This window comes from Streptomyces sp. NBC_01006 (genome assembly GCF_045162725.1).
Taxonomy (GTDB): Bacteria; Actinomycetota; Actinomycetes; order Streptomycetales; family Streptomycetaceae; genus Streptomyces.
Genome location: NZ_CP108700.1, coordinates 3,640,227 through 3,659,139, shown reverse-complemented (window position 1 = coordinate 3,659,139; position 18,913 = coordinate 3,640,227). Strand labels below are relative to the sequence as shown.

Annotated in this window: 22 protein-coding genes; 13 read left to right on the top strand and 9 right to left on the bottom strand. The window is 70.9% G+C overall.

Annotation, left to right across the window (positions count from 1 at the left end; all coding sequences use genetic code 11):
* Positions 1–107: 107 nt before the first annotated feature.
* The 7 genes from OG509_RS16555 (at position 108) to OG509_RS16525 (ending at position 6,447) form a co-directional block, all read left to right on the top strand.
* Positions 108–1,328 (top strand): amidohydrolase family protein, encoded by a 1,221-nt coding sequence (locus OG509_RS16555; RefSeq protein WP_406183319.1) that lies wholly within the window; start codon positions 108–110, stop codon positions 1,326–1,328.
* A gap of 80 nt (positions 1,329–1,408) precedes the next feature.
* The gene (locus OG509_RS16550) at positions 1,409–2,236 is read left to right on the top strand and encodes a trypsin-like serine peptidase (RefSeq protein WP_406183318.1); all 828 of its coding nucleotides are present in this window, start codon (positions 1,409–1,411) and stop codon (positions 2,234–2,236) included.
* Between the two features lie 506 nt (positions 2,237–2,742).
* Positions 2,743–3,600, top strand: a complete 858-nt coding sequence (locus OG509_RS16545; protein ID WP_406183317.1) for a helix-turn-helix domain-containing protein — start codon at positions 2,743–2,745, stop codon at positions 3,598–3,600.
* Between the two features lie 633 nt (positions 3,601–4,233).
* Positions 4,234–4,611 carry a hypothetical protein gene (locus OG509_RS16540; protein WP_406183316.1) on the top strand — a complete coding sequence of 126 codons (378 nt, stop codon included), beginning with the start codon at positions 4,234–4,236 and terminating at the stop codon, positions 4,609–4,611.
* Positions 4,612–4,786: 175 nt separating this feature from the next.
* The gene (locus OG509_RS16535) at positions 4,787–5,428 is read left to right on the top strand and encodes a hypothetical protein (RefSeq protein WP_406183315.1); all 642 of its coding nucleotides are present in this window, start codon (positions 4,787–4,789) and stop codon (positions 5,426–5,428) included.
* 346 nt (positions 5,429–5,774) lie between these two features.
* Positions 5,775–6,056 carry a hypothetical protein gene (locus OG509_RS16530; protein ID WP_406183314.1) on the top strand — a complete coding sequence of 94 codons (282 nt, stop codon included), beginning with the start codon at positions 5,775–5,777 and terminating at the stop codon, positions 6,054–6,056.
* A 76-nt stretch (positions 6,057–6,132) separates the two neighbouring features.
* Positions 6,133–6,447: a hypothetical protein gene (locus OG509_RS16525; RefSeq protein WP_406183313.1), complete on the top strand. Its 315-nt coding sequence runs from the start codon at positions 6,133–6,135 to the stop codon at positions 6,445–6,447.
* 18 nt (positions 6,448–6,465) lie between these two features.
* Here OG509_RS16525 and OG509_RS16520 read toward each other — a convergent pair whose 3' ends face one another.
* From OG509_RS16520 to OG509_RS16495, 6 genes are read right to left on the bottom strand one after another with little or no spacing between them, the layout of a single operon-like run.
* The gene (locus OG509_RS16520; protein WP_406183312.1) at positions 6,466–6,909 is read right to left on the bottom strand and encodes an NUDIX hydrolase; all 444 of its coding nucleotides are present in this window, start codon (positions 6,907–6,909) and stop codon (positions 6,466–6,468) included.
* Positions 6,910–6,913: 4 nt separating this feature from the next.
* A complete protein-coding gene (locus tag OG509_RS16515; RefSeq protein WP_406183311.1) occupies positions 6,914–7,549 on the bottom strand; it encodes a 2'-5' RNA ligase family protein in 636 nt (211 codons plus the stop codon).
* Between the two features lie 35 nt (positions 7,550–7,584).
* Positions 7,585–8,787: an ABC transporter permease gene (locus OG509_RS16510; protein WP_406183310.1), complete on the bottom strand. Its 1,203-nt coding sequence runs from the start codon at positions 8,785–8,787 to the stop codon at positions 7,585–7,587.
* Between the two features lie 8 nt (positions 8,788–8,795).
* Positions 8,796–9,533 (bottom strand): ABC transporter ATP-binding protein, encoded by a 738-nt coding sequence (locus OG509_RS16505; protein ID WP_403728944.1) that lies wholly within the window; start codon positions 9,531–9,533, stop codon positions 8,796–8,798.
* On the bottom strand, positions 9,530–10,651 hold the full coding sequence (locus tag OG509_RS16500) for a peptidoglycan-binding protein (protein ID WP_406183309.1): 1,122 nt from the start codon (positions 10,649–10,651) through the stop codon (positions 9,530–9,532). The genes OG509_RS16505 and OG509_RS16500 overlap by 4 nt, the downstream gene beginning before the upstream one ends.
* Positions 10,648–11,163, bottom strand: coding sequence for a hypothetical protein (locus OG509_RS16495; protein WP_406183308.1), 516 nt, complete (start codon positions 11,161–11,163; stop codon positions 10,648–10,650). Before OG509_RS16495 ends, OG509_RS16500 begins: the two co-directional genes overlap by 4 nt.
* Positions 11,164–11,265: 102 nt before the next feature.
* Between OG509_RS16495 and OG509_RS16490 the strand changes: the two genes are divergently transcribed.
* From OG509_RS16490 to OG509_RS16480, 3 genes are read left to right on the top strand one after another with little or no spacing between them, the layout of a single operon-like run.
* Positions 11,266–11,976 carry a response regulator transcription factor gene (locus tag OG509_RS16490; protein WP_406183307.1) on the top strand — a complete coding sequence of 237 codons (711 nt, stop codon included), beginning with the start codon at positions 11,266–11,268 and terminating at the stop codon, positions 11,974–11,976.
* Positions 11,973–13,223, top strand: a complete 1,251-nt coding sequence (locus OG509_RS16485; RefSeq protein WP_406183306.1) for a sensor histidine kinase — start codon at positions 11,973–11,975, stop codon at positions 13,221–13,223. The genes OG509_RS16490 and OG509_RS16485 overlap by 4 nt, the downstream gene beginning before the upstream one ends.
* Positions 13,224–13,248: 25 nt before the next feature.
* A complete protein-coding gene (locus tag OG509_RS16480) occupies positions 13,249–14,220 on the top strand; it encodes a L,D-transpeptidase family protein (protein ID WP_406183305.1) in 972 nt (323 codons plus the stop codon).
* Positions 14,221–14,232: 12 nt separating this feature from the next.
* Here OG509_RS16480 and OG509_RS16475 read toward each other — a convergent pair whose 3' ends face one another.
* The 3 genes from OG509_RS16475 to OG509_RS16465 form a co-directional block, all read right to left on the bottom strand.
* Positions 14,233–14,883, bottom strand: a complete 651-nt coding sequence (locus OG509_RS16475; protein ID WP_406183304.1) for a hypothetical protein — start codon at positions 14,881–14,883, stop codon at positions 14,233–14,235.
* A 76-nt stretch (positions 14,884–14,959) separates the two neighbouring features.
* On the bottom strand, positions 14,960–15,328 hold the full coding sequence (locus OG509_RS16470; RefSeq protein WP_406187600.1) for a hypothetical protein: 369 nt from the start codon (positions 15,326–15,328) through the stop codon (positions 14,960–14,962).
* A 5-nt stretch (positions 15,329–15,333) separates the two neighbouring features.
* On the bottom strand, positions 15,334–15,591 hold the full coding sequence (locus OG509_RS16465) for a hypothetical protein (protein WP_406183303.1): 258 nt from the start codon (positions 15,589–15,591) through the stop codon (positions 15,334–15,336).
* 195 nt (positions 15,592–15,786) lie between these two features.
* Between OG509_RS16465 and OG509_RS16460 the strand changes: the two genes are divergently transcribed.
* The 3 genes from OG509_RS16460 to OG509_RS16450 all read left to right on the top strand — a co-directional run bounded on the left by OG509_RS16460 (position 15,787) and on the right by OG509_RS16450 (position 18,801).
* Positions 15,787–16,734 (top strand): LLM class F420-dependent oxidoreductase, encoded by a 948-nt coding sequence (locus tag OG509_RS16460; RefSeq protein WP_406183302.1) that lies wholly within the window; start codon positions 15,787–15,789, stop codon positions 16,732–16,734.
* Between the two features lie 42 nt (positions 16,735–16,776).
* The gene (locus OG509_RS16455) at positions 16,777–17,574 is read left to right on the top strand and encodes an SDR family NAD(P)-dependent oxidoreductase (protein WP_406183301.1); all 798 of its coding nucleotides are present in this window, start codon (positions 16,777–16,779) and stop codon (positions 17,572–17,574) included.
* Between the two features lie 105 nt (positions 17,575–17,679).
* A complete protein-coding gene (locus OG509_RS16450; RefSeq protein WP_406183300.1) occupies positions 17,680–18,801 on the top strand; it encodes an LLM class flavin-dependent oxidoreductase in 1,122 nt (373 codons plus the stop codon).
* Positions 18,802–18,913: the final 112 nt, after the last annotated feature.

Here is an 18,913-nt window from a genome sequence, read left to right as displayed (position 1 = left end):
GTGTAAGGGCCAGTCTGCCCTGTCTTGCGCTTACCCGTCAGCCCGTGTCGGACCGATCACTCGCCAACTAGCTGACGGTTCGTCAGATCGGCGCTACCGTAGTCCGCATGGAGACCTTCCCGAAGATCATCTCGGTGGACGACCACACGGTTGAGCCTCCCCACGTCTGGCGGGACCGGCTCCCGTCCAAGTACCAGGACACCGGCCCCCGGATCGTCCGCGCGCCCCTGAAGGAAATGACCTTCCTCGGCGGGAAGTTCGCTCCCGTCATGGGAACCAAGGGTGACGACGGTCCGATCGGCGACTGGTGGGTGTACGAGGATCTTCACCGACCCCTCACCCGCCTCGACACCGCCGTCGGCTACGACCGCGACGAGATCAAGCTCGAAGTCATCACGTACGAGCAGATGCGCCCGGGCTCCTTCTCGGTTCCCGAACGCCTCGCGGACATGGACGTCAATCACGTCCAGTCGGCCCTCTGCTTCCCGACCTTCCCCCGCTTCTGCGGCCAGACCTTCACCGAGGCCAAGGACCGCGAGCTCGGGCTGCTCGGCGTACGGGCGTACAACGACTGGATGGTGGAGGAGTGGTGCGGCCCGGACGCCCGCGGCCGCCTGATCCCGCTCACCCTGATCCCCCTCTGGGACGCCCGGCTGGCCGCCGCCGAGGTGCGCCGCAACGCGGCGCGCGGCGTGCGCGCGGTCGCCTTCTCGGAGATACCGCCGCACCTGGGCCTCCCGTCCATCCACACGGACGAGTGGGACCCCTTCCTCCAGGCGTGCGACGAGACCGGCACGGTCATCGCGATGCACATCGGCTCCTCCTCGCGCATGCCGTCCACCTCGGCGGACGCCCCGCCCGCGGTCGGCTCCACCATCACCTTCGCCAACTGCTGCTTCTCGATGGTCGACTGGCTGATGAGCGGCAAGTTCGAGCGCTTCCCGAACCTCAAGATCATGTACGCGGAGGGCCAGATCGGCTGGATCCCGTACATCCTGGAGCGCGCGAACGTGGTGTGGGAGGAGAACCGCGCCTGGGGCGGGGTCGCGGACAAGGTGCACCGCCCGCCGTCGGAGCTCTTCGCGGAGCACGTCTTCGGCTGCTTCTTCGACGACCCCTTCGGCCTGAAGAACCTGGACTCGATCGGCGTCGCGAACGTCCTCTACGAGACCGACTACCCGCACTCGGACTCGACGTGGCCGAAGTCCCGGGAGGTGGGAGAAGCCCAGATGTCCCACCTGGACCCCGCCGTGGTGGACCGCATCGTCCGCGGCAACGCGATCGACCTGCTGGGCCTGACGCCGGAAGGGCTGTGGCCGGGAGCGTAGGGGGCACCCCGGGGTCCCCTTGCGGCGAAGGCGAACATCAAGGCATGCTTCGCCGGAGCAAAGTGGGAGGGGCGGTGGCGGTGGACAAGCGGACCGTGGTGACCGGGGTGTTGTGCGCGGTGGCGGCGCTGGGCGCGTCCGCTGTCATGACGAAGGTGGTGCCGGCTGCGGAGGGCCGGCCGGAGGCGCACGTCAAGGCGGCGGCCCCGGCGAACCCCTCACCGAGCGCACCTTCGCGATCGCAAGCGGCGAAGCAGCCGCAGCTGAACACCTCGGGAACACCCCGGCCGGGCAGCCCCGCCGCCTTCACCGGCGCCCTGTTCGAAGGCGGCGTGCAGGGTGACCACTTCTGCACCGCCACCGTCGTGCACAGCCCGGGCAAGAACATGATCGTCACCGCCGGGCACTGCCTGCTCGCCGGGAAGCCCGATGGCGGGGGAGCGGTCTTCGCACCCGCGTACGCGAACGGCGGGGCCCCGTACGGCGCCTGGACCATCGAGGAGGTCTTCGAGGACCCCCGCTGGTCCGAGGGCTCGGACGACGACTACGACCTCGCTTTCGCCCGCCTCGCCCCGGACGCCTCGGGCCGCAACATCGAGGACGTCACCGGCGCCGCGACCCTGGACACCTCGGGCCGCTCGGGCGAGGAGATCACCGTCACCGGCTACCCGGCGGACCGCAAGGTCCCGCGTACGTGCACGGCGTCGGCTATCCGCGAGACCCCGGCGGAGCAGCGCTTCGACTGCGCGGACTTTCCGGGCGGTACGAGCGGCAGCGCCTGGCTCGCGAAGGACGGCAAGATCATCGGGATCCTGACGGGCGGCGACACGGACGACGTCTCGACGAGCACGATCCTGGGCGAGTACGCGGCGACGCTGTACGCGAAGGCGACAACGGCGACGCGCTGAGCCGGCCGTGACGCGCTGAGACGGAGGTGACCGCGATGCGGTCGGGTCGGTCGGCATCATGCACGTCCGCTTCCGTCAACACCGCTTCGAGGGCCGGCCCTCGGCCGCGCCCGGTCACCGGCCAAGACCAGCCACCTGGGGAAAGCTCGAAATTCGCTCCATCGGGGCCACGACCCGTACCGCACCACGGAACTGACGGTCCGTCGATGAAGTAGGACCGGGTTCGGTGCGATGGCGCGTGGCCGTAAACAATCGGCCACTCAACCGCCCGAAGGGCTGGATCGGTATCACCTCGCACGGCGCCCGCGAGGCGGCGGGACGCGGCCGCCTGCCATCAAGAGAGTCGGTCCGGGCGTCGCTTGTTGAGCCGGATAGGTGATCTTCGTGATCCGGGTGTACTCCTCGCCGGTTCGCGTACGCAGAATGCTTTTGCCGCCCGGCGTTCGCCGCGTGCCGTGGGCCCTGAATCTCTGTGTGAGTTCGTGCAGTTGGAGGTAAGACCGCCCATGGCGGCGAATGGAAGCCCCACCGTCAGAAGGCTCCGCCTGGGTGCGGAACTTCGCCGGCTGCGTCGCGCCTCGGGCATGACGTCCCAGCAAGTGGCGGGTCTGTTACTGGTATCCCAGTCCAAGATCAGCCTTCTGGAGACGGGCCGTCGCGCCATCAACCCCCGTGACGTGCGCGACCTGTGCGAACTCTACGGGGTCACCGACCAGTCGTTCGTCGCCTCGCTGATGCGGATGGCGAAGGAATCGGGCCGGCAGGGCTGGTGGGTCGCCTACGGAGACGTCCCCTACGGCGTGTTCGTCGGGATGGAGACGGAGGCCGCCTCCATTCACTCGTACGAGCCACTGGTGATGCCCGGTCTGCTGCAGACCCCGGCCTACGCCGCGGCGGTCATCGGGGAAACGAATCCCCACATCACGGCCGAGCAGGCCGCCACCCGTCTTGAGGTGCGGCTACGGCGCCAGCATCGCGCCCACCACCCCGCCCGCCCCTTTCGGTTATGGGTCATCCTGGACGAATCGGCGTTACATCGCACCGTCGGCACCGCCGACGTCATGCGCGAACAGCTCGAACATCTGAACTGCATCAGCACCCAGCCGCACATCACCGTGCAGATCCTCCCGCACACCGCGGGAGCCCACCCCGGTCTCTCGGGGCAGTTCTCCATCCTCACGTTTCCCGACGACGCGGGGGTCGTGTACCTGGAGCGTTTCACCAGCGATCTCTACCTGGAGAAGCCCGCGGACCGCCGGCCCTACCACTTGATGTACGACCACCTCCAAGCACAGGCACTCGGTCCCGAACAGAGCCGCCGTTTCATCCGCGACACCATCTCGATCTACGCGCGACCCTCGTGAGCGGCGGGCGGCGTCGACGCTCAGCCAGGAGCCCCGCCTTCCCATCCGGCCAGGGCTCCGCAGGCAGTGCACGTCGCGCTGCCGACGGGTTCTCGTACCGGTGCGGCAGGCTCCGGGACTTCCTGCTGGAAGAGCCAGGGGGCATTCGCGTTCCGGTCCAAGACGTACCTGAAGTGCTGCTGGCGCCTCAGTTCGAGGGCGTCCTTGTGTCGCATGCGGCCCACGCCCGACGACGCCAATGCGCTCCAGAACGCACCTAGTACTGCACAGATCAGCACGAGCTTCACCAACATGTCTGCCACAGCGGGTCCCTTCCGGTGACGGATTCGCGCAACGGGGCCCGCGGTCGGGCCCTCGGCAACATCTCCACATAACGCAGCGGCATATGCAGAGTTATGCCCCGCGCTCTCATTCAAGCCATGTGCAGCACCCTGTCGGGTTGCAGTACTTTCCTATTTCCATGAGGTGGCCCGGTGACGGCGGGCCGGAGGGAAAACTGGCGGCCCGACGGCACCGTGGTCGCCGTCCCCACCCCGACCCAACCCTCGTCATCACTGCCCTGAGCTGCGGCGAATCGTGGTTCCGACGGTTCGGCGCGACTGCCGAAGTGATAAAAGGAAACGGTCCGTACGCGTGCGCTCCGCCATCATCACCCGCATGGCTCACACCCGACCCGGTGCCGGAAGCGTTGGTTGGACTATGACAACAGCAAACCTCAGTGCAATCTTTCGGCGGTTTCCGGAAGGGGATGATCTCGCCGTTCGTCCCGTGGTGGCGGCCCGGATGGGTAAGTGGACATTCACACCGGCTTCAACGGACCGTACCCAGAGCGAGACTGCGGCTCTACATCATGAAGGTCTGACAATCGAGCTGAATGACTCGTCCTCGATCTTCGAGGATTTCCTGGAAGTGATCAGCTCGATCCACCACGAGTTCAACCGACGGTCGCACGGCGTGGCGATGTCCGGGATGTGTGCGGACGACCGTTTTAGGCAGGACTCCCGTGTATGAGGCATATGACCATCTCGGCTGGAACGCCTTCCCGATCCAGCCGGATGCCCGCCTGTTTCGGCCGGGGCCGGAACCCGAACAGCACATCGGCATCGGGTACCCACCGCTTGGACCGGCCCAGGAGAACGGCGCATGGGATCCGGCGGAGGAGCTCGCCTGTCTGCTTCAGGGAGGCATGGCCGGCGACCAGACGGAGCACTTCGACCGGGTCGGCTTCGGCGAAGTAGACGACGCGATGAGCACCACCGGGCTGGTGGCCGGACAGCCGGGCATCGGGCCGCAGGGCATCGGGTCGACGGAGGCGGCGGCGTCCGGCGGACACCACCGCCGGACCGCCCGGGCGAAGGCGTCGGCCGTGGCCCTGATCCGAACGGGCAGCCTGTGCACATCCGTGCTGGTCGCGCTCATCGCCGCCGTCGTGAGCATCTTCAGCGGGCTCGCCATCTGCGACGCCCTACGGCACAGCGCCGTACCTCACACCGGCCACGACGTCGTCAGCTGGTGGCCGCTGCTGATCTACGGCCCCTGGATGGTCGCCTCTCTGTCCATCCTCAGAGCGGCCCTGCATCAGCGCCGTGCCGTCCACTCCTGGTCGATCGTCCTGCTGTTCTCGACCCTGGCCACGCTCCTGTGCGTGGCCCAGGCGCCGAGGACGCTCCCCGCCCAGGCGGCGGCGACCCTGCCCGCCATCGCCGCGCTCGCCTGCTTCCAACAGCTCGTCCGTCAGATCACGCTCACCCGACCGCCCCGCCAGCGGGCGCCGCGGCACCGCAACTCCAGGCCCGCCCCCGCTCCCAGACTCCACTACGGGGCATGACGGTCACGTCCGGGACGTCCGGCCGGCATCGGTCCGCCGCCCGTGTGAGGTTCCGCGCCTGGCGGACGGTCGCCGGGCGCGGTCGAGGACGGTGCACGCCGTGACGACGTCTGCGCCGACAGGGAGGGAGTCGGCGCTACGGCGTACGGGGCCGGGAACGAACGCGCGACAGTCTCTGACCGCATGGACAACGTGGTCCTTCCCAGAGCCCGCCGTAGTGATCGTTTACACCTGAGGAACGACAACCGAATCCGATAAGTCACGGGCGGTCCGCAATCCGGTCGCGACGGCCTTCGAGCACCGTCCCGTGCACGCGAAAGCCCGCCCGGACACCTCACTTACACACATGGAGAAGAGGACAGCAGCCATGGCGTACGAGCCCTCATACGCTGAACGAATCCGGTACAAGCGGCTCCAGGACGCCGCCTACCAGGCAGGCCTGGACGCCGTCACCAATCTCCAGGCAGCCCTCGCGCTGGCAGGAATCGTCCTCCCCTCCCTGGCCAACGACGGGCCCGTGGGGGCCCGTGGGTTCGTCCGGCTCGGCGGATGCAGCGTCGACGTCGCCAACCAACTCGCCGAGGTGATCGCTGCGGGCGCCCACACCCTGCAGGAGCAGCGGATGTGAGTCCGGTCCCGCACCGCGCCTCGTACAGACCCACCGCAACTTCCCCACTGCCAGGCGGACTTCAGGAGGTCCTTGCATGAAGTGGCGAGATTCCTCGCAAACTCCGAAACCACAGGAGGCACTCGACCCCTACCGCTTCCCCGGCGTACGGAACTTCGATGACGTCCCGGACCCGGACCCCGACACGGAGCCGGACCCGGATGCGGATGCGGAGGAGCGGCCTCGCGGCCGAATCAGCGCAGCACACCACCGGCGCCTGGCCCTGCACGCCGCGCTGACCGCGGCCGGCATCCCCCCGGTCGCCGGAGACCTTCACGCCATCGAAGTCGTCTCCGCACTGGACGGCGTCACCAACGCGGCCGTCCGACGATGGATCTCCTGCGCCCGATGACTCGCCTCACCGTACGGTCTAGTTGCCCACCAGGCCGAGGTGGACGGGCTCGGCCGGCGCGTCGGCCAGCAGCTCGGCGAGCCGCGGCGGCCACAGGGGCTCCCCGAGCGAAGCCAGGGCCTGCTGCGAGAGCCACCGCCAGTGTGCGTCGGGCGACTCGGGTACGGGATCGCGGTGCGGGCCGGTGGTGACGTAGATGTGCTCGTGCTGCCGTACGGGAATCCCCTGATGGGTGAAGTCGTGCTCCCAGGTGCACAGCAGCCGCTGCGGCACGAGATCGGTCCACCCGGTCTCCTCCCGCAACTCCCGCCGCACGCACTCCTCGGGAGTCTCCCCGGGATCGATCCCCCCACCGGGCGGCAGCCAGTGAATCCCGACCTCGATGTTGTTCTCCCGGAAGAGGAACACCGACCCGGTGGGGGAGAGGACGACAATCCGCGCTGCCTGCCGAGGAGTTCGCATCACCTCAGCGTACGACGGGAGGGGCCGACCCCGGCACCCCGACCGGCTCTCCCGGCCCACCGCGCCCCGGGCTTCCCGTCCCTTGACCCCGCAGTGCGAACGACGTGCGGTCCCGCCACGCCACGCCGTCGTGGACCATGAGGTCGACCGACGAGATGCGGGTCTTGAGGGGGAGCGAGCGCGCCAGGTCGGCTTCGATCTCGTCCAGGACGTCCGCCGCCTGTCGCTGCGCGACCGTCAGGTGCGGTACGACGTCCGGGAACCGGCCCCCGTACGGCTGGGCCTGCGGCCAGCGGTCGGCGATCGCCCGGGTGAGCTGCCGCAGCGTCGTAGCCGGCTCGGGGGCCAGGTACAGCACGTCCGGGAAGCGGCGGCTCTCGGCGAACCGGACGTCGAAGGCCCGGTGGCTGCCCACGATCTCGGCGAGCGCCGCCTGGACGGTCGCGTCGATGAGGTGCTCGTGGAGGAACGGGAAGAGCACCGTCACGTGTGCCGGGATCCCGGCGGCGGCCGAGGGGTCCAGCCGTTCGCGCCATGCGTGAACGGCTGGTTCGGCCGCGGGGATCTTCACGATGAGGCCCGTCTGGCCCGCCTCGTACCGGCCGGTGTCGGACGTGGTGTCGGTGGTGTCGGGTGCCATGACACGGGATGGTGCCATCCGGTGCCCGCCCCGCTCTACGCCGCCTGCAAGGCCAGAGTCGGGGAGAGGCGGGCTGCGCGGACTGCCGGGTAGAGGCCGGCCAGGGTGCCTATGGCCAGGGTTGAGGCGAAGCCGCCCGTCACCGCCCAGAGGGGGACCACCCAGGGGAGGTCGCCCGCTCGGGCGTAGGCCGCCGTGGCCGCCGCGCCGAGGGCGATGCCCGCCAGGCCGCCGAGGCCCGACAGGAGCAGGGACTCCGTCACGAACTGGATGCGGACCTGGCCCTTGGTCGCGCCCAGCGAACGGCGCAGGCCGATCTCGTGGCGGCGTTCCAGCACCGAGATGATCATGGTGTTCGCGACCCCGACCCCGCCCACCAGCAGGGCGATCCCGCCCAGGCCGAGGAGAAGGGTGCTGAAGGCCCCTTCCGTCGCGGCCTTCGCCTGGAGTGCCGCCGACGGGTCCGTCACCGACACCGTGCTCGGCGACTGCGGGTTGGCCGTCGGGGCGATCAGGCCGCGGACCGCCCCGACGCGGTCGTCCGCCGAGCGCTCGTAGATCGCCGTCGGATGGCCGTCGAAGCCGAGCAGCTGCTCCGCCGCCTCCCAGCCGATCAGCGCCGAGCGCTCGATCTCCGGGGCCAGCGGGATCGGGTCCAGGATGCCGATGACCGTGAAGTACCGGCCGCCGATGAACACTTGCTGCCCCGGCTCCGTGATGCCCAGCCGCTGCGCCGAGACGTTCCCGAGCACCACCGACGGGTAGCGTCCGGTGGCCCCGTTCAGCCAGGTCCCCTTCTGCATCCGGGCGCGCAGGACCTCCAGCAGGTCGTCCTTCGCCGCCTTCAGGCCGATGCCGCCCGTCTCCTCCTTCGGGATGTTCTCCGACCGCCGTACGGACTGCGCGACGTCGCCCGTCGTACCGACCGACTCGACCCCCTCGATGCGGGAGATCATGCCCGGGGCCTCCTTCGGCAGCTTCGTGTCCTGCCCCGAGAACATCGACTGGCCCTCCGTCGCCACCAGCATGTTCGTGCCCAGCTTGTCGAGCTCGCGCAGCAGCTTGGCCTGGCTGGACGAGGACACCCCGACCACCGCGATCATCGTCGCGATGCCGATCGCGATCCCGAGCGCGGACAGGAACACCCGCATCGGGCGCGAGCGCAGCCCGGCGGAGCCGACGTGCAGTACGTCCCGCGGGCCGAGGCGGGCCGGGGTCAGCTTTCGAGAGGCCCTCACCGACGCCCTCACTGCTCCCTCGCCCCCGCCCCCGCCGTGTTCCACACGTCCGCCACGATCTCCCCGTCCCGGATCCGCACCTGCCGCGGCAGGCTCGCCGCGATCTCGTGGTCGTGGGTGATCACGGCGATGGTGGCCCCGTCCGCGTTCAGTTCGTGCAGCAGCTCCATCACCGACTGCCCCGAGGCCGAGTCCAGCGCGCCCGTCGGCTCGTCGGCCAGCAGCAGGTCCGGTTCCCCGGCCACCGCCCGCGCGATCGCCACGCGCTGCTTCTGCCCGCCGGACAGCTCGTGCGGCCGGTGTTCCATCCGGTCGCCGAGGCCCACCCGCTCCAGGGCCCGCGCCGCCCTCCGGCCGCGCTCGGCCCGCGAGAGGCCGGAGTACAGCAGCCCCTCGGCCACGTTCGCCCGCGCGCTGATGCCCGGTACGAGGTGGAAGGACTGGAAGACGAACCCGACATGGCGTGAGCGCAGCGCCGACAGGGCGCGGTCGGACAGCGTCGCGATGTCGTGCCCGGCGATGGCGACCGCGCCGGCGCTCGGGCGGTCGAGGGTGCCGACGATGTGCAGCAGGGTGGACTTCCCGGAGCCGGACGGGCCGACGATGGCGAGGAGTTCACCGTTCAGGACGGTGAGGTCCACCCCGCGCAGGGCCTTGACCCCGCCGGGGTACTCCTTGGTGACGCCCGCCAGTTCCACGACGGCGCGCGCGTGCCTGTTCTCGGCCGTGGCCACTGCCGTCGTCATTGCTTCGGGATCCCCACCTGCATGCCCTCCTTGAGGGCGTCCCCCTTGACCTCGACGCGGCCCTGCCCGAACATGCCGAGCTCGACCGGGACTTCGCGGACCGCGCCGCCCTCGACCACCTGCACGCCGAAGCCCCCGCCGGACAGCGCGAGGAGTGCGTTGACCGGTACGGAGAGGACCCCCTTGCGGGTCTCGCCGGTGAGCCGGACCGACACCGGGGACTGGTCCGGGCCCTTGATCTCGGAGGCGTTGTCCAGGGACACGTTCACCTCGACCTTCGGCTTCCCGCCACCGCCCCCTCCGCCGCCCCCTCCACCGCCCCCGGGGCCGCCGCCGCCCGGGTCGTCCGGGTTCGCCGTGCTGCCCACCGAGTCGATCTTCCCGGTGGCCGTACCGCCACCCGGCAGGTTCACGGTCACCTTGTCGCCCGTCTTCGCCGCGCCCGCCTTGGCCACGTCCAGCTGGAAGCGGACCATCCGCTCGGTCCCGGTCAGCGTCATCACCGGCTTGCCGGGGGCCGGCTCGTCGCCGACCGCCGTGTCGTTCTTCTGCACCCGCTGCGGCCCGGCCGCGAAGGCGATGTCCTCCTTGCCGACCTCGCCCGTCTCCGCCGCCTTGTGCGCCTTCTGCCAGCGCTTGACGGCCGTCGCCGTACCCGCCGTGAAGGTGCCGTCCTCCGGGTCGAGCCCGGTTCCGTACCCGAGGGCCTGGAGGTTCCGCTTGAGCTGCTTGACGTCCTCGCCCTTGTCCCCGGTCTTCATCTGCCGGTACACGGGCGTGCTCCCGTACATGAGCCGCACCGGCTTGCCGTTGACCTCGTACAGCCTCCCGTCCCGCTCGATCGCCGTACCCGCGCCCGCGGCCCAGGTCAGCACGCCGGGGCCGCCCGCGGCGAGCTTGCGTTCCTGTGCGTAGCCGAGCGTGCCCTCGACCGTGTGGCCCGAGCTGAGGTCCCCGCGCGTGACCGGGGCCGTCGCCTGCGGCAGCCCGTCCGCGCGCCGGTCCTTCGAACCGTCGGAGTCCGACCGCGGCTGGGCGGCCGTCACCGCGTACCCGCCGCCCGAGACGGCGAGTACGACGGCCAGCGAGCCCAGCAGCCACCTGCCGCGCCGCCTCACGCGGTTTCGCACTTCTTCTGGGCGTCCTGGAAGGCCTGCTCCTGGCCCTCGGGGATCTTGGTCGCGCTCATCGCGCTCCCGTTGAACTCGGGGTCGGGGATGTTCACCCCGTTGTCCCGCATGCACTTGGCCCACTTCAGGGCCTTGTCCTTGTCCTCCTGCGAGACCTGGCCCGTCCCGGGGGCCTGCATCCCGCACGCCTCGAAGGCCTTCTTCAGCGCCTCCGGGTCCTCGCTGCCCGAGCCCAGGGTCATCCCGCGCGGGTCCTGGCCGGGCTCCGGGTCGGGCGCGTCCATGCCGTGCTCGCGCAGGCACTTGCGCGTCTTGAGCGCCTTGTCGGCGTCGGCGCCGCCGGCCTGCCCGCCGCCACCGCCGCTGCCGCTCGACGCGTTCGAGGACGTGTCGTTCTTCTTCCCGTCCTTGCCGTCCTCCGCGTCCGAGCCGACACCGCCCGTGCACGCGGTGACGAAGAGGGTCAGGCCGGTGAGCGCCGCGGCCGTGGTCATGGTCATGGATCGATTCATGCGCCAGACCCTCCACCCGAGGCGGGTTTCGCTTCTCTCTCCGATCTTGCTTATGACGAGGAAATACGAGATTCCGGTAAAGAGGGCGGCATGCGAGTTCTGGTGGTGGAGGACGAGGAATTCCTCCGGGAGATGATCGCCGACGGGCTGCGCCGCGACGCGCTGGCCGTCGACGAGGCAGGTGACGGCCTGGAGGCCCTGCGGCGCCTGCGCCTCGGCGAGTACGACGTCCTCGTCCTCGACCGCGACCTGCCCGGCCTGCACGGGGACGAGGTCTGCCGCCAGGTGGTGCGCGAGCGGCTGCTGACCCGCGTCCTGATGCTGACCGCCTCCGGGACCGTACGGGACCGGGTCGAGGGGCTCGGCCTCGGCGCCGACGACTACCTCACCAAGCCCTTCGCGTACGACGAGCTCCTCGCCCGCGTCCTGGCGCTGGGCCGGCGCACCCGGCCCGCCCTGCCGCCGGTGCTGGAGCGGTGCGGGATCGCCGTGGACACCGCCCGCCGGAGCGCGAGCCGCGACGGGCACCGGCTCGCGCTGTCGCGCAAGGAGTTCGCGGTGCTGGAGGCGCTGCTGCGGGCGGAGGGGGCCGTGCTCGGCAACGACGACCTGATCGAGCAGGTGTGGGAGGAGGACACCTCGTACAGCACCAATGCCGTACGGGTGACCCTCAGTAAGCTGCGGGCCAAGCTGGGCGAGCCGCAGCTGATCGAGACGGTGCCGGGGGCCGGCTACCGGATCGCGGGTCCGGGCGCTGGTCCGACCGGCGGTCGCACCGATCTGATCACCGATCCGCGATGAGAGCAGTGCTCCATTCCGAGCGCGCCCGTCTCACCGCGCTCTACGGCTCCCTGCTCGTCCTCGCCGGTGGCGGGCTGATCGCCCTGATCAACGTCCTGCTGCGGGGCGGCCTCTACACCCGCATCAGCGGGGCCGTCACCACCGCCGTCCCCGGCACCGCCTTCGAGCGCGCCGCCGTCGAAGGCCATCCGCTCAAGGCGGTCCCCGCCCAGCGGCTCCCGCCCGGCGCCGCAACGCCCACCCAGGAGCAGCTCCGGACGTGGGCCGCCACCCGCAACCTCTCCACCGCCGTCGAGGCCGCCACCCTCCACGAACTGCTGGTCGTCTCGCTCATCGCCCTCGCCGTGTTCGCCGTACCGTCGATCTGGCTGGCCTGGTGGATGGCGGGCCGCGTGCTGCGGCCCGTCGGTGTCATCACCGAGACGGCCCGCCGCCTTTCGGGGGAGAACCTGCACGAGCGGATCGGCCTCAAGGCCCCGCCCGGCGAACTCAAGCGGCTGGCCGACACCTTCGACGGCATGCTCGACCGGATGGAGAGCCTGGTCGGCGCGCAGCGCCGGTTCGCCGCCAATGCCGCCCACGAGCTGCGCACCCCGCTGGCCGTGCAGCGGGCGGCCGCCGAGATCGGACTGGCCGGGGATCCGCCGCCGGAGAAGGTGGCCCGGATCCGGTCCAAACTGATCGGCGTCGCCGAGTCCAGCGAGCACCTCGTCGAGTCGCTCCTGCTGCTCGCGGTATCGGAGGAGGGCCTGGAGACCACCGCCGCGGTGGACCTCGCGGCCCTCGCGGAGGCGGAGCTGTCGGAGGCGGGCCTGGCCGGCGATCGGGGCGCCGGGCCGACCGTCGTACGGAGCCTTGAGCCGCTGGGCGTGGTCGGCGATCGGGCCCTGCTGGGCCATCTGGTGCGGAACCTGCTGGCCAATGCCGTACGGCACAACCGGCCGGGCGGGCGGATCAGCGTGAAGACCTCCGCCGACGGGGCGCTGACGGTGTCCAACACCGGGCCGGTGATCGAGCCCGCCGACGTGCCGAGGCTGCTGGAGCCGTTCCGGCGGCGCGCCGAGCGGCAGCACACCGCGGGGGAGGGCGCCGGGCTGGGGCTCTCGATCGTCGCCTCGATCGCGCGGGCGCACGGCGCGAAGCTGGTCGTGCGGGCCAATCGGGGGCAGGGCGGGGGATTGACGGTCCGAGTGCGCTTTTCGGTCACACCTGCGCCGCACCGGACGGCGTCGCCTCAGGAATCCTGATGATCGCGTGTGTACCGTCGGAGGTATGAGCAAGCACCCCCGCGCCGGCTCCCGCATTCCCCACTCGCTCCGTACGCTCCGCGGCCTTCGTACGCCCCGGCGCGTCGCCCTCGCCGCCGCCGTGGGCCTGCTGGCCTTCGGGGCCGGCTGGGTCTTCACGGTCCAGGAGGACGACCCCGCCGCCACTGCCTCGGCCCGGACCGGGGACCGCCCGGGGGACGCGGCCCGTACTCCGTCCTCGGGCGCCACCTCCGACTCCGCCACCTCCGACTCCGCCCCGGCCGGCGGAACCACGCACGCCACCCGCGGGGCCCGCGGCGCCCCCGGGGCACCTGGCGCCCCAGGAGCACCCGCGGCCTCCGGAGCAGCCGGAGCGTCCGGAGCGCCCGCGGCTTCCGATCCCGACGACGGCCTGTCCGAGGTCAGCGACGAGACCCGGGCCCGGATCCCGGCCGACGCCCGCCAGCTCCTCCTCGTCTCCGGCAAGGCGAGGGACTCCTCGGAGTCCACGGCGACCCTGTACAGCCGCCCGGCGGCCGGCGCCGACTGGGTCCGGGCCACCGAGAGCTGGCCCGCGCACAACGGCGCCAGCGGCTGGAACTCCGCCGAGCGCGAGGACGGGGACCTCACCACTCCCGCGGGCGTGTTCACCCTGGGCGACGCCGGCGGTCTGCTGGAGAAGCCGCCGGGCACCAAGTTCCCGTACGACCACAACCGGCTCTTCGTCCCCACCGGCCGGGGCGTGAACGGCGAGTCCCTCGCGGGCGCCTTCGAGTACGTCATCGCGATCGACTACAACCGTCGCAAGGGGTTCTCCCCGCTGGACCTGGTCAAGCCGGAGGGCGAGGACAAGGGCGGCGGCATCTGGCTCCACGTCGACCACAACGGCCCCTCGCAGGGCTGCATCGGCATCTCGAAGGAGGCCATGAAGAAGCTGCTGACCACCCTGGACCCGGCGGCGAAGCCGGTCGTCGTGATGGGCCCGGCGGGCTTCTGACGCGGATGACGGTCAGACGGGCCGGTCGGCGACCGGCCGGAGCACAGGGGCGGCGGCCACCCGCCGCCCCCGCAGCAGCAGCCCGATGTACGCCAGGTCGAAGACACTGCACATGATCCCGAGCCCGAGGATGAACGGCGAGTCCTCGACGACCCCGAACAGCAGGGTCGGGGCGAGCGTCCCGAGCCACTTCGCGACGGCGATGACGAGGGACTGTCCGCGCGGCCCGCGCCGGTCGGCGTAGAGGGCGATGAACAGCCCGGACATCAGCAGGTTCTGCAGGAACGCCGCGTACCGGGTCGCGTCGTGCGTCCCGAACTGCGCGAGGAACAGCCACTGCACGGCGAAGCCGCTGGCGAACACGAGCAGGCTCCACGCGGCGAAGAGCGGCCGCGTCACGAACTCGGGCAGCTCGGCGCGCCCGAAGCGCAGGTAGGTCCAGATGATGACGACGTCGGCGAGGGCCCACACCACGTTGACCACGCCCTGGGGGGACACCCCGGCGCGGAACTCGCCCACGGCGTAGGTCGCCTCCCACGCGAAGTTCAGCGCGAGCGCGGCCACCGGCATGGCATACGTCCGGTCCCGCAGCCCGACCCGGATCGCCTCGACGTACACGACGGTCCACGCCACTCCGCTGACCAGCGTCAGAAAAAGATCCACCCGCGGCACCCTAACCAACCAGCCGCCCCCGGCACATCCCCTCCGGACCACTCGCTCGCCGAGCCCGTTTCCGGGGTCATGGGTTGAGGTCCAGGATGCGCACCGGCTCGCCTTCCCAACGTTTCGGCGAAGTCGTGGCGACGACCGCTCCTTCCGGGCGGTCGGGGGTGGGCTGGGCCGCGAACTGGCTGTGGGCTGCTGCCCAGGTCTCCTGGCGTGCGACGGCCAGGGCGGCCGGCAGGTCGAGGTCGAGGATCGTGATGCCGGGCAGGGCGGCGAGGTGCTCCGCCGTGCCCGGCCGGGCACGGTCGGCCTCGACCAGCGCGCAGGAAGGGGCGTACAGGAACCAGCCCGCTTCGGCATGCGCGCGGTGGATGAGACGGGATGCCAGCACGTTGCCCTGACCTGCCGCTACCATCGCCGTCTCGTCCAGCACGATGTGCACTTCCGTCACCGCCTCCTCGCCTCGGCCAGGCGCCGGTCGAGCTCGCTGTCCAGATCCCGTTGCTCGGCGTCCGAGGGGGCGTAGCCATTCCAGGCCTGCAACGCGACACGGGCCTGCTCGGCGCGCTCCGCCCGCTCGGCCGGGGTCAGCAGGGTTTCCGCAAGGCGGGCGAGGTAGGCCCGCAGGGACAATCCCTCCGCAGCCGCTATGGCGGCGAGTCTGTCTTTGGCTTCCTCGGGGATGCGGATGTTTGCGTCGGGCATGGTCGTGCTCCTTCCCATACCCCACAAGGTACGGGTACGTACCCGTACCCGCAAGCGAGTGGTGCGCCCGGGCTCCGCCGAACCCCTTGCCTGACGGTCCGTCAGCTACGACGATGGCCCCCGGCGCCGGCGGGAGACGGACCGGCGGCCGCGGCCCGCTCGGCGGGCGAGGGCGGAAGACGAAGCGGAGGCGGCATGGCGCGCGTGTTTGCGGAGGGCCGGCTGGTCTACGGGATGCAGCTCCCGATCCAGTCGCAGAGCACCATCTACGCCGAGCCCTGGGAGGCCGCGGCCACCGCCGCCGACCTCGCCGAGGTGGCGCGGGCCGCCGACCGGGCCGGCTTCGGGTACCTGGCCACCTGCGACCACGTGGCCATCCCGCGCCGCCTCGCCGGCCCCATGAGCACCGTCTGGTACGACCCCGTCGCCACCCTCGCCTTCCTCGCCGGGATCACCGAGCACGTACGGCTGCTCAGCCACGTCGCGATCCTCGGCCTGCGCCACCCCCTCCTCAGCGCCAAGCAGTACGCCACCGTCGACCACCTCAGCGGCGGCCGGCTCATCCTCGGCGTCGGCGCGGGCCACGTACAGGAGGAGTTCGAGGTCCTCGGCGTCGACTTCGCCGGCCGCGGGGCCGTCCTCGACGAGACCCTGGACGCGCTGCGCGCCGCCCTCGGGCCCGAGGAGTACCCGGAGTTCGAGGGCGAGCTGTTCTCCTTCAAGGACCTCGGCCAGCTGCCCCGCCCGGCCCAGGCCCGCATCCCGGTCTGGGTCGGCGGCTCCTCGCCCGCCGCCGTCCGCCGGGCGGCCGTGCGGGGCGACGGCTGGCTCCCGCAGGGAGACCCGCGCGACAAGCTCCCCGCGCAGATCGCCCGGATCAAGGAGCTCCGCGCGGCGGCCGGGGTCGCCGACCCCATCGAGTTCGGCGCGATCACCGAGGCGCTGTACGTCGGCGAGCCCGGCTGGGACACCGGCCGGCGCACCCTCACCGGCAAGGCGGAGGCGCTCGCCGAGTCCCTGCGCGCGTACAAGGCCCTCGGCGTGGACCAGATCCAGGTCCGCTTCCGCAGCCGCGACCGCGCCGAACTGACCGACCAGATCACCGCTTTCGGGGCCGAGGTGGCCCCGCTTCTCAACGACTGAACGCCTCAACGACTGAACGCCTCGACGACTGGGAGTACGGGCATGGGCAAGCTGGACGGGCGCGTCGTCGTCATCACGGGCGCGGCGCGCGGCCAGGGCGAGCAGGAGGCCCGGCTCTTCGCCGCCGAGGGCGCCAAGGTGCTCCTCTGCGACGTGCTGGACGAGCAGGGCGCCGCCGTCGCCAAGGAGATAGCCGGGGAGGCGGGCGAGGACCGCGCCCGGTACGCACGGCTGGACGTGAGCCGGGAGGAGGACTGGGCCGCCGCCGTCGCCACCGCGAAGGAGGCCTTCGGCCCGGTGGACGGCCTGGTCAACAACGCCGGGATCCTGCGCTTCAACGAGCTGGTCTCGACCCCGCTGGAGGAGTTCCAGCAGCTGATCCAGGTCAACCAGGTCGGCACCTTCCTCGGCATCAAGGCCTTCGCCCCCGAGATCGAGGCGGCCGGCGGCGGCACCATCGTCAACACCTCCTCGTACACCGGACTGACGGGCATGGCGTACGTGGGCGCGTACGCGGCGACCAAGGCGGCGATCGTCGGCCTGACCCGGGTGGCCGCGCTGGAGCTGGCCGCCAAGGGCATCCGGGTCAACGCGATGTGCCCGGGCGCGGTGGACACCCCGATGGCCAATCCCGGCCTGCTGGACCCGGCGAACATGAGCGACGAGGCCCGGGACGCGATGGCGGAGCTCTACGGGCGGGTCGTGCCGATGGGGCGGGTGGGCCGGGCCGACGAGATCGCCAGGCTGGCCCTGTTCCTGAGCAGCGAGGACTCCTCGTACATCACCGGCCAGCCGTTCGTCATCGACGGCGGCTGGATGGCGGGCGTCAGCATCCTCTAGAGGTATCTGATGGAGTGTCAGGTATTGACGCTCCCGCTTCCGCGGTGGAACAGTCGACTCATCGAATCTGACGACACGTCAGAAATTAAAGGACGGTGAACCCCCTTGGAATTCGGGCTCTTCGTGCAGGGATACGTGCCTGAGGCGCGGTCCAAGGTCGACCCCGAGGCAGAGCACAAGGCGCTGATCGAGGAGACCGAGTACGTCATCCAGGCCGACAAGTCCGGCTTCAAGTACGCCTGGGCCTCCGAGCACCACTTCCTGGAGGAGTACTCGCACCTGTCGGCGAACGAGGTCTTCCTCGCCTACCTCGCCCACGCCACCGAGCGCATCCACCTCGGCTCCGGCATCTTCAACCCGCTCGCCCCGGTCAACCACCCCGTCAAGGTGGCCGAGAAGGTCGCGATGCTCGACCACCTCTCCAAGGGCCGCTTCGAGTTCGGCACCGGCCGCGGCGCGGGCAGCCACGAGATCCTCGGGTTCCTGCCCGGCATCACGGACATGAACCACACCAAGGAGATCTGGGAGGAGACCATCGCCGAGTTCCCCAAGATGTTCCTCCAGGAGGAGTACGAGGGGTTCCAGGGCAAGCACTGGTCGCTGCCGCCGCGCAAGATCTTCCCCAAGCCGTACGGCAAGGCCCACCCGGCCATGTGGTACGCCGCCGGCTCCCCCTCCTCGTACGCGATGGCCGCGAAGAAGGGCCTCGGCGTCCTCGGCTTCAGCGTCCAGAAGGTCTCCGACATGGAGTGGGTGCTGGAGCAGTACAAGACGGCCATCCAGGAGGCCAAGGCCATCGGCGCGTTCGTCAACGACAACGTGATGGTCACCTCCACCGCGATCTGCGCCGAGACGCACGACAAGGCGGTGGAGATCGCGGTCAACGCGAACATGAACCGCTTCCAGTCGCTGGTCTTCCGCTACCACGACACCTTCCCGCGGCCCGAGGCGATCCCGCAGTGGCCCGAGACGCTGCCCGAGTACAACGCGGAGATCATCGAGCTGCTGATAGCCGAGGAGCTGCTGATCTGCGGGGACCCCTCCGAGGTGCTCGCGCAGTGCAAGCGCTGGGAGCAGGCGGGGGCCGACCAGCTGTCGTTCGGCCTGCCGACCGGGGTCTCGTACGAGGACACGATGACCACCATCAAGCTCATCGGCGAGCACGTCATCCCGAAGATCGACACCGACCCGGTCCACCGCACGACGCGCTTCCGCGAGGCCGTCTGACCTCCGGCGGCACCCGAACGGGGACGGCGTCTTCCCGGACCGCCGTCCCACACCGGCCCCGGCCGGAGGCAACCGGGCCGCGGCCGACCCGGCGGCCCCCGGCCGGGGCACC